This is a genomic window from Cobetia sp. D5 (genome assembly GCF_035666195.1).
GTDB classification, from domain to species: Bacteria; Pseudomonadota; Gammaproteobacteria; order Pseudomonadales; family Halomonadaceae; genus Cobetia; species Cobetia amphilecti.
Genome location: NZ_CP142020.1, coordinates 1,006,234 through 1,021,325, shown reverse-complemented (window position 1 = coordinate 1,021,325; position 15,092 = coordinate 1,006,234). Strand labels below are relative to the sequence as shown.

The 15,092-nt window shown below is 63.1% G+C and carries 15 protein-coding genes; 3 read left to right on the top strand and 12 right to left on the bottom strand.

All coding sequences use genetic code 11. The features are described from left to right. Positions 1–64: 64 nt before the first annotated feature. The gene (locus tag U0O11_RS04345; protein WP_054555014.1) at positions 65–787 is read right to left on the bottom strand and encodes an ABC transporter ATP-binding protein; all 723 of its coding nucleotides are present in this window, start codon (positions 785–787) and stop codon (positions 65–67) included. Between the two features lie 52 nt (positions 788–839). Continuing rightward, positions 840–2,084 carry a lipoprotein-releasing ABC transporter permease subunit gene (locus tag U0O11_RS04340; protein ID WP_043332064.1) on the bottom strand — a complete coding sequence of 415 codons (1,245 nt, stop codon included), beginning with the start codon at positions 2,082–2,084 and terminating at the stop codon, positions 840–842. Between the two features lie 253 nt (positions 2,085–2,337). On the opposite strand from U0O11_RS04340, the gene U0O11_RS04335 reads away from it, so the two are divergent. The 3 genes from U0O11_RS04335 (at position 2,338) to U0O11_RS04325 (ending at position 5,479) form a co-directional block, all read left to right on the top strand. Beyond that, positions 2,338–3,399 carry an agmatine deiminase family protein gene (locus U0O11_RS04335; protein ID WP_324691857.1) on the top strand — a complete coding sequence of 354 codons (1,062 nt, stop codon included), beginning with the start codon at positions 2,338–2,340 and terminating at the stop codon, positions 3,397–3,399. Continuing rightward, positions 3,399–4,319 carry a carbon-nitrogen hydrolase gene (locus U0O11_RS04330; RefSeq protein ID WP_324691855.1) on the top strand — a complete coding sequence of 307 codons (921 nt, stop codon included), beginning with the start codon at positions 3,399–3,401 and terminating at the stop codon, positions 4,317–4,319. The genes U0O11_RS04335 and U0O11_RS04330 overlap by 1 nt, the downstream gene beginning before the upstream one ends. Before the next feature lie 290 nt (positions 4,320–4,609). Then, positions 4,610–5,479 (top strand): DNA replication terminus site-binding protein, encoded by an 870-nt coding sequence (locus tag U0O11_RS04325; RefSeq protein ID WP_043331911.1) that lies wholly within the window; start codon positions 4,610–4,612, stop codon positions 5,477–5,479. A 73-nt stretch (positions 5,480–5,552) separates the two neighbouring features. On the opposite strand, the gene U0O11_RS04320 is transcribed toward U0O11_RS04325, so the two are convergent. The 10 genes from U0O11_RS04320 to U0O11_RS04275 all read right to left on the bottom strand — a co-directional run bounded on the left by U0O11_RS04320 (position 5,553) and on the right by U0O11_RS04275 (position 14,983). Then, on the bottom strand, positions 5,553–5,885 hold the full coding sequence (locus U0O11_RS04320) for a YrhK family protein (RefSeq protein WP_324691853.1): 333 nt from the start codon (positions 5,883–5,885) through the stop codon (positions 5,553–5,555). Between the two features lie 129 nt (positions 5,886–6,014). Next, a complete protein-coding gene (gene sthA / locus U0O11_RS04315; RefSeq protein WP_043331912.1) occupies positions 6,015–7,406 on the bottom strand; it encodes a Si-specific NAD(P)(+) transhydrogenase in 1,392 nt (463 codons plus the stop codon). Between the two features lie 132 nt (positions 7,407–7,538). After that, positions 7,539–7,790, bottom strand: a complete 252-nt coding sequence (gene nqrM / locus U0O11_RS04310) for a (Na+)-NQR maturation NqrM (RefSeq protein ID WP_324691852.1) — start codon at positions 7,788–7,790, stop codon at positions 7,539–7,541. 199 nt (positions 7,791–7,989) lie between these two features. Continuing rightward, on the bottom strand, positions 7,990–9,063 hold the full coding sequence (locus U0O11_RS04305; RefSeq protein ID WP_324691850.1) for an FAD:protein FMN transferase: 1,074 nt from the start codon (positions 9,061–9,063) through the stop codon (positions 7,990–7,992). 3 nt (positions 9,064–9,066) lie between these two features. Then, positions 9,067–10,299, bottom strand: coding sequence for an NADH:ubiquinone reductase (Na(+)-transporting) subunit F (gene nqrF / locus U0O11_RS04300; protein ID WP_043331915.1), 1,233 nt, complete (start codon positions 10,297–10,299; stop codon positions 9,067–9,069). 25 nt (positions 10,300–10,324) lie between these two features. Next, on the bottom strand, positions 10,325–10,945 hold the full coding sequence (gene nqrE / locus U0O11_RS04295) for an NADH:ubiquinone reductase (Na(+)-transporting) subunit E (protein ID WP_043331916.1): 621 nt from the start codon (positions 10,943–10,945) through the stop codon (positions 10,325–10,327). Position 10,946: 1 nt separating this feature from the next. Beyond that, a complete protein-coding gene (locus U0O11_RS04290; RefSeq protein ID WP_043331917.1) occupies positions 10,947–11,615 on the bottom strand; it encodes an NADH:ubiquinone reductase (Na(+)-transporting) subunit D in 669 nt (222 codons plus the stop codon). Positions 11,616–11,617: 2 nt separating this feature from the next. Beyond that, complete coding sequence (locus U0O11_RS04285; protein WP_153635247.1) at positions 11,618–12,400, bottom strand: Na(+)-translocating NADH-quinone reductase subunit C; 783 nt, start codon at positions 12,398–12,400, stop codon at positions 11,618–11,620. A 1-nt stretch (position 12,401) separates the two neighbouring features. Continuing rightward, entirely contained in the window at positions 12,402–13,634 is a 1,233-nt protein-coding gene (locus U0O11_RS04280; protein WP_043331920.1) for an NADH:ubiquinone reductase (Na(+)-transporting) subunit B, read from the bottom strand. Further along, the gene (locus U0O11_RS04275) at positions 13,634–14,983 is read right to left on the bottom strand and encodes a Na(+)-translocating NADH-quinone reductase subunit A (protein WP_324691848.1); all 1,350 of its coding nucleotides are present in this window, start codon (positions 14,981–14,983) and stop codon (positions 13,634–13,636) included. The genes U0O11_RS04280 and U0O11_RS04275 overlap by 1 nt, the downstream gene beginning before the upstream one ends. Positions 14,984–15,092: the final 109 nt, after the last annotated feature.

Below are 15,092 nucleotides of genomic sequence, written 5' to 3'. Positions count from 1 at the left end.
ACGCCCCGCCATCTCTCGATGGCGGGGCGTTTGGCTTTCTGGCATGGCGTAACAGCGACTCGCCTCAATCCTCGTGCAGCTTGCCACCGTCCAGACGCAGCACACGGTGCTGGTGCGCGGCCAGACCGTTGTCGTGGGTCACGATGATGAAGGCTGCCTGCGCTTCACGCGCGATGTCATCCATCAGCTCGAGAATGCGCGCCGCCGTGGTCTGATCCAGGTTGCCGGTCGGCTCATCCATCAGCACCAGGCTCGGGTCGGTCACCAGCGCACGCGCGATGGCGACGCGCTGGCGCTCACCCCCGGACAGCTCGCCCGGCTTGTGATCGGCGCGCGGCGCCATGCCGACCCGCTCCAGCAGCTTGCGCGCCTTGACGGCAGCCTCGGCGCGCTTGTGGCCACGGATGATCAACGGCATCGCCACGTTCTCTTCGGCACTGAATTCCGCCAGCAGATGGTGGAACTGATACACGAAGCCGATGTGCTGATTACGGAAGCTGCCCAGTGCCGACTCGCTGAGTTCGGACAGGCGCTGGCCGGCCACCTTCACGATGCCCTGGCTGGGATGGTCCAGCCCGCCAAGCAGGTTGAGCAGCGTGGTCTTGCCGGAGCCGGAGCTGCCGACGACGGCGACTCGCTCACCGGCATGCACGCGCAGCTCCAGCTCGTCGAGCACCTGCACCTCTTGCGGGCCCTCATCGTAACTGCGACTCAGGCGCTCACAGATCAGCATCGGCTTGCCGTGGGCCTGACCCGGCGCGTGAGTGTCAGAAGCCGGCGTCGGCATGGCGGTGTCTCCAGCAGCAGAACGGATGGATGCATCAGACGGTGTCGACGGATTACTCATAGCGCAGTACCTCCGCCGGCTGGATGCGCGAGGCGCGCCAGGCCGGATACAGCGTCGACAGGAAGCTCAGCACCAGCGCGGAGCCGATGATGATGCCCATGTCGCTCATCTCGAGGCGCGACGGCAGATAGCTGATGAAGTAGACGTTGGGGTCCAGGAACTGGATACCGAAGGTCGACTGCACCCAGGCGATGATGTCGGAGACGCTCAGCGCCAGCGCCACACCGGCGATGGCGCCGATGATGATGCCCATCACGCCGATGGTCAGCCCCTGCACGATGAAGATGCCCATGATGGAACCGGGCCTGGCCCCGAGGGTGCGCAGGATGGCGATGTCAGCGTGCTTGTCCGTCACCATCATCACCAGCGTCGAGACGATGTTGAAGGCCGCGACGGCGACGATCACCATCAGCAGCAGGCCGATCATGTTCTTCTCCATCTGGATGGCGGCGAACAGGTTGCCGTGGGTGCGCTTCCAGTCCATGCCGCGATACTGCGGCCCCAGCTGACTGACGATGTCACGGGTGACCTGATCGGCGCTGAACAGGTCATCGAGCTTCAGGCGCACCCCCTGGACGTCGCCTTCCTTGAAGCGCGCCAGCTTGGCCATGTCCGAGATATCGGTGTAGGCAAGGCTGGCATCGACGTCCGCGCCGACCTTGAAGATACCGGTCACCGTGAAGCGCTTGAGGCGCGGGAAGATACCCCCGGGCGTGATGGAGGCCTCGGGCACCAATAGCGTGACGCGATCCCCCACGCCGACGCCCAGGTTGCGCGCCAGCAGCTCGCCCATCACGATGCCCCAGCTGCCGGGCGTGAGATCCGCCAGGCTGCCCTGCACCATGTGCTCGCTGATGATCGAGACCTGGTCCTCCGCGGACGGATCGATACCGGTGACCAACGCGCCCTTGTTGCGGCCGTTGGTGGTGAACATGCCCTGCTGCTCGATATAGGGCGCCGCACCGACGACATGCGGCTTCTCGCGCAGCTTGCCGGCCAGCGTCTCCCAGTCGGTAACGCTGTCACGCGCCTCGACGCGCACATGCGGCACCATGCCCAGCACGCGGGTGCGCAGCTCGTGGTCGAAGCCGTTCATCACCGACAGCACCAGAATCAGCACGGCGACGCCCAGCGACAGCCCCAGCATCGAGGTCAAGGAAATGAAGGAAATGAAATGGTTACGGCGCTTGGCGCGGGTATAGCGCAGGCCGATCAGAAAGGGTAGGCGATCCAGCAGCATCGAAGTCGATTCCTTGGGTCAGGGTCGCGGGCCATGATACGCATTCCGCAGGCTCGGCGCATGGAGCCATATTCGAACGCAGTTTGCCAGCCTTCGTCTGTGGCCAACATGAACCGCCAGCATGGCAAGACATGTGTACGTCAGACACCACAGGGCTAGCGTCGGCGCATGGCTCTGCTATCATCGCGCGCCGAGTCCGCGGCATTGCGGCTTGCGCCTTTATCGTTACCTCTTCATCAGGGAGATGCCCATGGCCACCCGTCTGCTCGCCGAATGGCACCCGCAGGACGCCATCCAGCTCAGCTGGCCCAGCCCGCACAGTGACTGGAGCGAGATGCTCGAGAGCATCGAAGCCACCTGCGAGGCCATGGTGATCGCCATCAGCCGCTATCAGCACGTACTGATCAGCGTCAGCGATGACGCCACCCGCGAACGCCTCGCCGCGCGCTTCGCCGGTTTCGGCGTGCCCGCCGAGCGCCTGCATCTTTTCGTGGCGCCGCTGGATGACACCTGGACGCGCGACCATGGCCCCATCACCATCGAACGTGATGGCCAGCCGGTGCTGCTCGACTACACCTTCACCGGCTGGGGCGGCAAGTTCGAGGCCGCCCGCGACAATGCCCTGACCCGCGCCCTCGCCGCGCAGGGGGCTTACGCAAGCCCGGTGGAAAGCCGCGACTTCATTCTGGAAGGCGGCGGCATCGAGAGCGACGGCCAGGGCACCCTGCTGACCACCGAGGCCTGCCTGCTCAACGACAACCGCAATGCCGGCCTGAGCCGCGCCCAGGTCGAGGCGCAACTCAAGGCCGATTTCGGGGTCAAATGCGTGCTGTGGCTGGCCAATGGTCATCTGGAAGGCGATGACACCGACAGCCATGTCGACACCCTGGCGCGCTTCTGCGACCCGCGCACCATCGCCTATGTCCGCTGCGATGATCGCGACGACCCGCATTACCCGGCGCTCAAGGCGATGGAAGCCGAGCTTGAAGCCCTGCGCGATGCCAATGGCGACCCGTACTTCCTGGTGCCGCTGCCGTGGCCGGATGCCTGCTTCGACCCGGACGACAGCCATCGCCTGCCGGCGACCTACGCCAACTTCCTGATCATCAACGGGGCCGTGCTGGTGCCGACCTACGCCGATCGTCACGACATGATCGCCCTCAAGGCCCTCGCCAGCGCCTTCCCCAAGCGTGACATCATTCCGGTCGATTGCCGCGCCGTGATTCGCCAGCATGGCAGCCTGCACTGCATGACCATGCAACTGCCCAAGGGCACGCTGGCCACCTCGAACACCTCTCAAGGAGCACTGTGATGACTGCTTCCCGCCGTACACTCAAGGTCGGTGTCGTCCAGCAACAGGGCTGGCCCGACAAGGACACAAGCCTGGCGGCCAGCGAAGCCGCCATTCGTCGCCTTGCCGCCGATGGCGCTGAGCTGGTGATGCTGCAGGAGCTGCATGCCAGCCACTACTTCTGCCAGACCGAAGACACCGAGATCTTCGATCTCGCCGAGCCCCTCGAAGGTCCGACCACCCAGCGTCTGGCCAGCCTGGCCGCCGAACTCGGCCTGGTGATCGTCGGCTCCATCTTCGAGCGCCGCGCGGCGGGCGTGTATCACAACACCGCCGTGGTACTCGACAAGGCCGCTGGCCTGGTCGGCACCTTCCGCAAGATGCACATTCCGGATGATCCCGGCTTCTACGAGAAGTTCTACTTCACGCCGGGCGATGCACCCAGCGCACAGTCCCCGCGCCGCGGCTTCGAGCCCATCGACACCTCGGTCGGCCGTCTGGGCGTGCAGGTCTGCTGGGACCAGTGGTACCCCGAAGGCGCACGCCTGATGGCGCTGGCCGGTGCCGAGATGCTGCTCTACCCCACCGCCATCGGCTGGGACCCGCGCGACGATGAAGCCGAGCAGAAACGCCAGAAGGATGCCTGGACCCTGATCCAGCGCAGCCACGGCGTCGCCAATGGCGTGCCGGTGATCGTCGCCAACCGGGTCGGCCATGAAGCGGACCCGACGCCTGCCAGCGAAGGCATCCTGTTCTGGGGCGGCAGCTTCATCTGCGGCCCCCAGGGCGAGCTGCTGGCGCATGGCGGCACCGAGCCCGAGGAACTGCTGGTCGATGTGGACCTGGCGCGCGGCGAAGATGTGCGCCGCATCTGGCCTTACCTGCGCGATCGTCGCATCGATGCCTATGGTGATCTCACCGAGCGCTATCGCGACCGCTGAGCCCAGCGGGCTTTTGCAGGTGCCGGCCTGACAACAGCGCCCTGTCGAGATCACACAGACCCCCGCAGAGACAGGAGGGCGCCCAGCGTGGCGCCCTCTTCTGTTTCGGTCTGTCGGCGCCGGCGCAGCCGGCCTCTCCCGTCACTCCATCCGGGTGATTCAGTCTCTCGGAGCCCCTCTTCTGTCCGCGCATGCCGCCATGGTCTGACTTGCCATCCTGGTCACGCTAGGCTAAACAAGATAACGCGATAAAAAATCACGTCTCCCTTGCTGCAATCAGGACGCAGAGCATGCCCGAATACCAGTTGATGGCCAGAATAGAAGCGGCCTTCGATACGCAGATCAGTGCCGCCGATCAGGTCATCACCGCGGTCAGAGAAGAGAATTCGCCACTCTGGCGGCTGGATGGCGTCAGTGCCGATAGCGAATGGCTCAGCCAGGCGTTGCAGGACGTGTGGTATCAGGATGGCCAGGACGGCCGAGTCACCCGCCCCTATCTGGGCGTGGTCGCCGCAGGCCCGACGGTGATCGAGCGCGTCGCGGCGCTCAACGCCGCCAAGGAGCAGCTGGCGGAGCTCTTCGCCGAGCTGCGCGAGAAGTATCCCGACCAACTGGCCGAGCTGAAGGCGATTCTGCCCTTCCGCCATCCGGGACTGAATCAGCACCTGAGGGGCGATGGACTGGCGCGGCTGCATCTCAAGCAGTGCTGGCGACGAGTGCCGGTGGCAGAGGCGCCGGTGGCGCGAGTGCGCTTCGCCTGGTACAGCTCCGGGCGTTCGATCCAGCGCGTCAGCGTGGCGGAGTGTGAAGCCTTGCTGATGAAGCTGGATACCGAGGCCGAGCACGTACGCCTGCAGCTCAAGCTGCTCGCTGGCTTGCCATCGGATGAGATTCTGGCCCGCATCCAGCCCCAGGCACCGCTGATGCGCGCCAACCTGTTCTACCGTGAGCCGGTGATGCGCGAAGACGGTGAGCTACGCACGCGCCGCGCGCTGAACGTCTCTCTGCCGCTGTTCCTGCCGCATGATGACCTGCGCCTGCCCGCTCTCAACCAGCCAAGCCCGACGCCGCCCACCGAACGCACCCGCGCCCGCCGCGGCGACGTGCGCATCGAGGACACGCCCTTCCTCAAGAGTCTGCGCGTGCATCGCTATCGCTGATCTCCAGAGCAAGAGAGCCAGAGCGCCGGTGAGCCGGTGAGCCGAAGAGACAGACCGGCCGTGAAGCCGCCTGCTAGAGGTCCAGCGCCGATTCGGGCATCCGCTTGAGGTGCATGCGGCGCGCCAGGCGAATCACCGGCTTGAGCGTCAGCTGCAGCGAGCCGATCACGAACATCCAGATTCCCAGCGTCATCCACTCTTCCCGGAAGAAGCACACGCTGCCGATCGTGAACAGCAGGCCCAGCACCAGCTCATTGATGATGCTGGCCAGCTCATAACGGCGATGGATGATCAGCTCCTCATGGCCAAGCCGCAGCGTGAGGTCCGTGGTTGGATCATCCTGCAGTGTCTCGCGTGACTGCGTGCCCGACTGGCGAGTGTCGTGTTGCTGCGAATCATCCTGCATGCGTCATTTCCTCAAGGCTCATCAACAAGGTTTCCCAGTTGGGAGCCCGAAAACGACAAGGCCCCGACATCAATGATGTCGGGGCCTTGTGGTGTGCCTTCAAGTCAGCGGGCGCGAGGCCCTCGCCGCTCAGAACAGACGGTTGAGTCCATTCATGGCCGCGACCCGATAGGCTTCCGCCATGGTCGGGTAGTTGAAGGTGGTGTTGACGAAGTACTTGAGCGTATTCGCCTCACCCTTCTGCTGCATGATGGCCTGACCGATGTGCACGATCTCGGACGCCTGGTCACCGAAGCAGTGGATACCGAGAATTTCCAGCGTATCGCGATGGAACAGGATCTTGAGCATGCCGACGGTATCGCCGGTGATCTGGGCGCGGGCGGTGTCCTTGAAGAACGCCTGCCCCACTTCGTAGGGGATTCGCGCCTCGGTCAGTTCGGACTCGCCACGCCCCACCGAGCTGATCTCGGGGATGGTATAGATGCCGGTCGGCACCTCATTGACGAACTTGAACTCTTCCCCCAGCAGGTTGGCCGAGGCGAAGCGGCCCTGATCGTAGGCGGCGGATGCCAGGCTCGGCCAGCCGATCACATCGCCCACCGCATAGACGTGGTCCAGCTCGGTGCGGTACTGATCATCGACGGTCAGCTGACCGCGGCCATTGGCCTGCAGGCCGACATTCTCGAGACCGAGGCTGTCGGTGTTGCCGGTGCGGCCGTTGGCCCACAGGAAGGCGTCAGCACGCAGCTTCTTGCCGGACTTGAGGTGCACGACCACGCCGGACTCGTCGCCCTCGATGCGATCGTATTCCTCGTTGTGACGCACCAGCACGCCGTTGTTGCGCAGGTGGTAGGACAGCGCGTCGGAAATCTCGTTATCCAGGAAGGACAGCAGACGATCACGCGTATCGATCAGGTCGACCTTGACGCCAAGGCCGGAGAAGATCGAGGCGTACTCGGAGCCGATGACACCGGCGCCGTAGATGATCAGCGTGCGCGGCGTGTGCGACAGCCCCAGGATGGTGTCGGAGCAGTAGATGCGCGGGTGGCGGAAGTTGACGTCCGCCGGGCGGTAGGGACGCGAGCCGGTGGCGATCACGACCTTCTCCGCGTGCAGCTCTTCGACCCCTTCATGGGCATCGCGCACCACGACGGTGTGCTCGTCCTTGAAGCGCGCGGTACCGAAGAACACATCGATGCGATTGCGGGCGTAGAAGCGCGTACGCATCTCAACCTGCTGCTCGATGGTGCGGCGTGAACGCTCCAGCACCTTGGGGAAGGAGAACCAGCGCGGCTCGCCGATATCGCGGAACATGCGATTGGTGTTGAACTCGATGATCTGCTTGACCGCGTGGCGCAGCGCCTTGGAAGGGATGGTGCCCTTGTGGGTGCAGTTGCCGCCCACGGAAGACTGAGCCTCGATCACGGCGACACGCTTGCCATGCTTGGCCGCGTTGACTGCCGCGCTTTCCCCTGCCGGACCGGTACCGATCACGACGACATCGTAGTTATAGACTGCCATGAGACTCGCTTTGCTCCTTGATTGTTCGTAGACCGGCCCTGACACGTACGGTCTCACCTCGCGGTGACACTGCCATGTCAGGGCCGGTAGCAGGCCTTGCGGCCGGCGGGCTCTGAGCCATCAGAGCAGAAATCAGCGACGTGCGGCGTCGTAGGCCAGATCGCTGGCCAGCTTGCCGCCACTCTCTGCCATCAGACGCTGGCGATCCTGCTCCTTCTCGCACTCCTCGTCCTTGCCGCCACAGATGTCACAGCCATCCTTGAGCCCGAGGTTGTTGAGACCACCGCAGGAGCCGGCGATCGGCTTGCGACCCATCAGGACACCGACGGCCATCACGCCAATCAGCAGCAACATCGCGGCGAATACCAGTAACCAGATCGTCATGTCATTCCTCCCGGGGCATGGCCCCATTGTGAACCTCTCGCGCGGGTCGGCTCCAGCGCAGCTTGCTCCCTATCGATCCTGTGGATCATCCAGGACAGCATCCAGAAGATGCCATGCAATCTGAGCACCCGACCCTGTCGGAGGCGTGTCTCGACAGATGGCAGATGAGAAAGCCCGGCCGGCTCTCGGTAGACCGAGCTCAGGCGCCGGCTTCATCTGCGGGCTTCGTATCGCCTGTCGCCGGCGCGTCCTTCAGGTAGGGCGCAAATGCCGGACTCCAGGACTGTTTGAAGCCATCATCCGTTTTGACAATGAAATAGGCGGCAATGTTCTCGCGATCTGCGATCGTCATTGCCTTCTCGGCGCCCAGCACGTTGAGTGCCGTGGCCCAGGCGTCCGCACTCGCGCAATCCGGCGTGATCACGGTGACCGAGGCCAGACTGTGCTGGATGGGTCGACCGGTACGTGGATCGATCGTGTGCGAGTAACGTACGCCGTCCTGCTCGAAATAGTTGCGGTAATCACCGGAGGTGGCAACCGCGGCATTGCCGGGATCGATGATGCGCTGCACCGAGCGCTCGAAGGACTTCGGCGCTTCGATGGCGATACGCCACGGCTTGTGGCCGGGCTTCTCGCCCTTGACGCGGATCTCGCCACCGACTTCGACCAGATAGTTCTCGATGCCATTGGCCTCGAGCACAGCGGCGACTCGGTCCACTCCATAACCCTTGGCGATCCCCGACAGGTCGGCATACACCGGCTTGCGCTTGATCACCGTATTGCCATCGAGCTCCAGCGCCAGATGATCAACCTTCTCCAGCGCCTGCGCGATCTGTTCATCGCTCGGCGCCTTGTCGAGACGCTCATCCGGGCCGAAGCCCCACAGATTGACGGCCGGGCCGACGGTGATATCGAAGGCCCCGTCGGAGCGCTTGCCGATATCCTGCGACTCGGCCAGCACCTGCGCCAGGCCATCCGACAGCGTGATCGGCGTATCCAGCGGCGCCTGATTGAGCTTCGAGAGCTCCGAAGCGTCCTTGTAGGTCGACATCTGCCAGTCGACCTTGTCGAGCGCCTCGAGGCTCGCCTGCTTGAGCGACGCCACCTCATCGGCGTCCAGGTCCGCAGCCACCGTGACATGGAACCCGGTGCCGAAGATGGGGCCGGCGAAGCGATGCAACTCAGGGTTGCTGGAATTTTCACAGCCTGCAACCAGCAGGGCCAGCCCCATGAGGGCCGGCCCTGCCAGTCGTCTTGCGACGCGTGACATCATCGATCAACCACCGAAGTCATCGAGCAGGATGTTCTCCGGCTCTACACCCATGTCGGTGAGCATCTTGACGACGGCGGCGTTCATCATGGGCGGCCCGCACATGTAGTACTCGCAATCCTCAGGCGCCGGGTGGTCCTTGAGGTAGTTTTCGTACAGGACATTGTGGATGAAGCCCGTCGGGCCTTCCCAGTTGTCCTCAGGCTGCGGATCGGACAGCGCCAGGTGCCATTCGAAGTTCTCGTTCTCTTCGGCCAGCTTGTCGTATTCCTCGTTGTAGAACGACTCACGCATGGAGCGCGCACCGTACCAGAACGACATCTTGCGCTTGGAATTCAGACGCTTGAGCTGATCGAAGATATGGCTGCGCATCGGCGCCATGCCGGCACCACCACCGATGAAGACCATCTCGGCGTCGGTGTCCTTGGCGAAGAACTCACCGAACGGCCCCATCACGGTCACCTTGTCACCCGGCTTCAGCGAGAAGACGTAGGTGGACATCAGACCCGGCGGATGCTGGGAGTTCGGCGGCGGAGTGGCGATACGGATGTTGAACTTCAGGATGCCGTACTCTTCCGGATAGTTCGCCATGGAGTAGGCACGGATGACCGGTTCCTCGTTCTTGTGCTGAACGTTGAACAGACCGAACTTCTCCCAGTCACCACGATACTCCTCTTCGATATCGAAGTCGGAGAACTTGATGTCGTAGGCCGGCGCTTCCAGCTGCACGTAACCACCGGCGCGGAAGTTGACTTCCTCGCCTTCCGGCAGCTGCAGGTTCAGCTCCTTGATGAAGGTCGCGACGTTCGGGTTGGCGGTGACGGTGGTTTCCCACTTCTTCACGCCGAAGATCTCTTCCGGCACTTCGATCTTCATGTCCTGCTTGACCGGAACCTGGCACGACAGGCGCCAGCCTTCCTTCTTCTCACCCATGGTGAAGTGGGATTCTTCGGTCGGCAGGATGGAACCGCCGCCTTCCGAGATCCGGCACTTGCACTGGGCACAGGAGCCACCGCCACCACAGGCGGAGGACAGGAAGATGCCGTTGGCGGCCAGGGTCTGCAGGAGCTTGCCGCCGGCCTGGGTCGTCAGGGTGTTGGCGGGGTCGTTGTTGATCTCGATCTGGACGTCACCACTCGAGACCAGCTTGCTGCGTGCCGCGAGAATCACGAGCACCAGGCCGATAACGACCACGGTGAACATGACGACGCCGAGCACGATGATGGAGGTATCTACCATTTCGATTTCCTTATGCTCGGTTGCGTTACAGCTGGACGCCGGAGAAGGACATGAAGCCCAGCGACATCAGGCCAACGGTGATGAAGGTGATGCCCAGACCCTGCAGGCCAGCCGGCACGTCAGAGTACTTGAGCTTCTCGCGGATACCGGCCAGTGCAGCGATGGCCAGTGCCCAACCGAAACCGGCACCCACGCCATAGATGACGGACTCACCGAAGGTGTAGTCACGCTGCACCATGAACAGGGCCGCACCGAGGATGGCGCAGTTGACCGTGATCAGCGGCAGGAACACGCCCAGCGCGTTGTAGAGCGCCGGCACGAACTTGTCGAGGAACATCTCGAGGATCTGGACGATCGCCGCGATGACGCCGATGTAGGACAGGTAGCCCAGGAAGGACAGGTCGATGCTTTCCGCCCCTTCCAGACCCGTCCAGGTCAGCGCGCCTTCACGCAGCAGGTAGTTCAGGATCAGGTTGTTGACCGGAACGGTCACCGCCAGCACGACGATGACGGCCACGCCCAGACCGATCGCGGACTGGATCTTCTTGGACACCGCCAGGAAGGTACACATGCCCAGGAAGAAGGCCAGTGCCATGTTCTCGACGAACACGGCCTTGATGAACAGGCTCAGATAGTGTTCGAACATGTTACACAGCCTCCTTGATCTTGGTGTTGGCGGTAATCTTGTACTCCGCCTTCTCGACCTGCTCCGGGTAGATGCTGCGCAGCACCCAGATGAACAGACCGATGACGAAGAACGCGGACGGCGGCAGCAGCATCAGGCCGTTCGGGATGTACCAGCCACCGTCGTTGACGGTCTGCAGGATGGTCACGCCGAACAGGGAGCCGGAACCGAACAGCTCACGCACGAAGCCGACCACCAGCAGGATCACGGTGTAGCCGAGACCGTTGCCGATACCGTCGATGAAGCTCATCGTCGGGCCATTCTGCATGGCGTAGGCTTCAGCGCGACCCATCACGATGCAGTTGGTGATGATCAGACCGACGAAGACCGACAGCTGCTTGGACGTCTCGAAGGCGAAGGCCTTCAGCGACTGGTCGACCACGATGACCAGCGAGGCAATGATCGTCATCTGCACGATGATGCGGATGGACGACGGGATGTGATTGCGGATCAACGAGATGAACATGCTGGAGAACGCTGTCACCAGGCACACCGCGATACCCATGATCAGGGCGGTGTTCATCGAGTTGGTCACCGCCAGCGCGGAGCAGATACCGAGGATCTGCAGCGCGATGGGGTTGTTCTTGAAGATCGGCGTCGTCAGGACACCTTTAGGAGTTTCGGCTGCCATCATTACGCTCCTTTGACGTCACGGAACTGGGTCAGGTACTTGGCGAAGCCATTCTCACCCATCCAGAACTGCAACAGGTTGGTCACGCCGTTGCTGGTCAGGGTAGCCCCTGACAGCGCATCGACCTGGTACTTGGCATCCGGAGAAGACGGATTCACGCCGCCCTTCTTCAGGTGCACTTCCGGGTCCATGCTGCCTTCGGGATAGATCTTCTTGCCATCCCACTGGGCCTTCCACTTCGGGTTGTCGACTTCGCCGCCAAGCCCCGGAGTTTCGCCCTGCTGGTAGAAGGAGAGACCGACCACGGTGTTGCCGTCACCCTTCAGTGCCAGATAGCCGTACATCATTGACCACAGGCCGTTGCCGCGCACCGGGACGATGATCTCGTCCGGCTGCTCGACATCGCCGACCAGATAGACCACGGAGTACTGCTCACGACGCTTGATGCCCGGCAGGTCTTCGTCGCCAGACAGGGTGCGTGAGGTGGCCGGGTCCTTGGACATCTTGGCCTGGTCGTACTTCTCCGGGTCGATGTCGTCGACGTATTCACCGGAATCCAGGTCCACCACCTTGGCGGTGACCTTGTCACGGAACTGCTGACCGATGTCCTCACCCGGCTGCAGCAGCTCGGCGACCGCGAGGATGTTGCTCTTGCGGTCCAGCTCGGCATTGGTCAGCTGCATCGGACGCAACACGACCGCTGCGGTGGAAACCACCACCGAGCAGACGATGCACAGCCCGAGCGCGACGCCGAGGGTTTTCTTGATGGAGTTGTTGCTGGCCATGTCAGACGGTCTCCTCGTTCGCGATGCCGGCAGTCTCGCGCTTGACGCGGCGCTTGATGTTGGCCTGCACGACGAAGTGGTCGATCAGCGGAGCGAACAGGTTGGCGAACAGGATCGCCAGCATGATGCCCTCCGGGAAGGCCGGGTTGGCGACACGGATCAGCACGGTCATCACGCCGATCAGTGCACCGAATACCAGCTTGCCCTTGTTGGTCATGGACGCGGAGACCGGGTCGGTGGCCATGAAGACCATGCCGAAGGCGAAGCCGCCGATGACCATGTGCCAGTACCACGGCATCTCGAACATGGCATTGGTGTCGCTGCCGATGGCATTGAACAGTGCCGAGGTCGCGATCATGCCCAGCAGGACGCCCAGCATGATTCGCCACGAGGCGATACGCGTCCACAGCAGCACTGCGGCGCCGAGGAAGATCGCCAGTGTGGAGACCTCACCCACCGAGCCCGGAATGAAGCCGAGGAAGGCGTCGGTCCAGCTCATCTGCTGCATCAGGGCACCCATGCCATCCTGCGCGGCAGTGGAGAGCGCGGTCGCACCGGTGAAGCCATCCGCCGGTACCCATACCGCGTCGCCGGAAATGCTGGCCGGGTACGCGAAGTACAGGAAGGCACGGCCAGACAGTGCCGGGTTGAGGAAGTTCTTGCCGGTACCGCCGAAGACTTCCTTGCCGATCACCACACCGAAGGTGATACCGAGCGCGACCTGCCACAGCGGAATGGTCGCCGGCAGTGTCAGGGCGAACAGCACCGAGGTGACGAAGAAGCCTTCGTTGACCTCGTGGCCGCGACGCATCGCGAACAGCACTTCCCAGAACCCGCCGACCGCGAAGGTCACCAGATAGATGGGCAGGAAGTAGGTGGCCCCCAGGATGAAGTTGGCCCACACGCTGCCGGCATCGTGGCTACCCGCCAGCAGCATGACGATGGCTTCACGCCAGCCGCCCAGTGCGCTGTAACCGCCAGCGATGGCCTCGTTGGCCTGCAGGCCGGCGTTGTACATGCCGAAGAACATGGCCGGGAAGGTACACATCCAGACCGTGATCATGATGCGCTTCAGGTCGATGCCGTCACGCACGTGGGTGGTGCTGCGCGTGACGCTCGCCGGCGCATAGAAAATGGTGTCCACGGCTTCGTAGAGCGCGTAGAACTTCTCGTACTTGCCACCTTTGTGGAAGTGCGGCTCCAGGTTATCCAGAGTCTGTCGAATGCCCATCATCAGACCTCTTTCTCGATCGTGGTGAGGTTGTCACGCAGGATGGGACCGTACTCGTACTTGCCCGGGCACACGTAGGTGCACAGCGCGAGGTCCTCTTCATCAAGCTCCAGGCAGCCAAGCTGCATGCCGGTCTCGATATCACCCACGATCAGCGAACGCAGCAGCTGCGTCGGCAGAATGTCCAGCGGCATGACCGCCTCGTACGCGCCCACCGGCACCATGGCACGCTCGGAGCCGTTGGTGGAGGTGTTCGGGCGGTAGTCGGTCAGACCGGTCAGCTTCGACAGGTAGATACCCAGCACCGAGTGACGCTTGGCGCCCATCGACAGCCAGCCCATGAAGGCACGCTTGTTGCCTTCCTCGAGCAGGCTCACCTGATTGTGGTAGCGGCTGACGAAACGCAGCGCCCCTTCACAGGTCAGGCCGGAGAACACCGAACCGGAGATGACACGCGTGTCTTCCGGCTGCTCGACTTCGCCCTTGAGCAGCTCTTCGGTGCTGGCGCCCAGACGGGTGCGCAGCAGACGCGGCTTGGTGGCACGCGGGCCACCGACGGCGATGACGCGCGTGGTGTCCAAGCGACCTTCCGCCAGCAGCGTACCGATGGCGACCACATCCTGAAAACCGACATGCCAGACCTGACGCTGCAGGCTGACCGGTGCAAGGTGATGGATGTGCGTGCCCGGCAGACCCGCCGGGTGCGGGCCCTTGAAGGACTCGCTGACCACACCGGAGACGTCGCCACCCGGGATATCAGCACCCGGTGCCTGGCACAGGAACACCTTGCCTTCGGTCAGACGCGTCAGTGCGACGAGACCCTGACGGAAAGCGGCTTCCTGGCCCTTGAGCACCACGGCCGGATCCGCGGACAGCGGGTGGGTATCGATGGCGGTGACGAAGATGGCTGCCGGCTTGGCATCCAGCGCCGGCACACGCGAGAACGGGCGGGTACGCAGCGCCGTCCACAGGCCGGACTCGACCAGCTGGTCGACCACGACCTGACGTTCGAGACCTGCAATGGCGGCGTCGCCATGTGCAGTGAATTCCACAGCTTCGCCCTGCGCGTCGATCTCGATGACCACGGACAGAAGCTTGCGCTTCTCGCCACGATTGATCTCGACCACAGTACCGGCAGCAGGCGCGGTGTAACGGACGCCCGGGGTCTTCTTGTCAGTGAACAGGAGTTGCCCCTGCTTCACCTTGTCCCCTTCGCGGACTTCCATCGTCGGCTTCATGCCGACGTAGTCAACACCCAGGATCGCTACGCGACGAACGGGCTGCGCATCCTCGATACGCTGCTCCGGCGCCCCGGCGATGGGGAGATCCAGGCCACGTTTGACTTCGATCATAGACTCGCCCAATTGTCGGATCTGATGTTGTTCAGGAAAGATCACCCATCGTAGATACGCCTCGAGGCCGATAATTGACCAGGCAACCTCGCGATTTTCGCGTATCAGG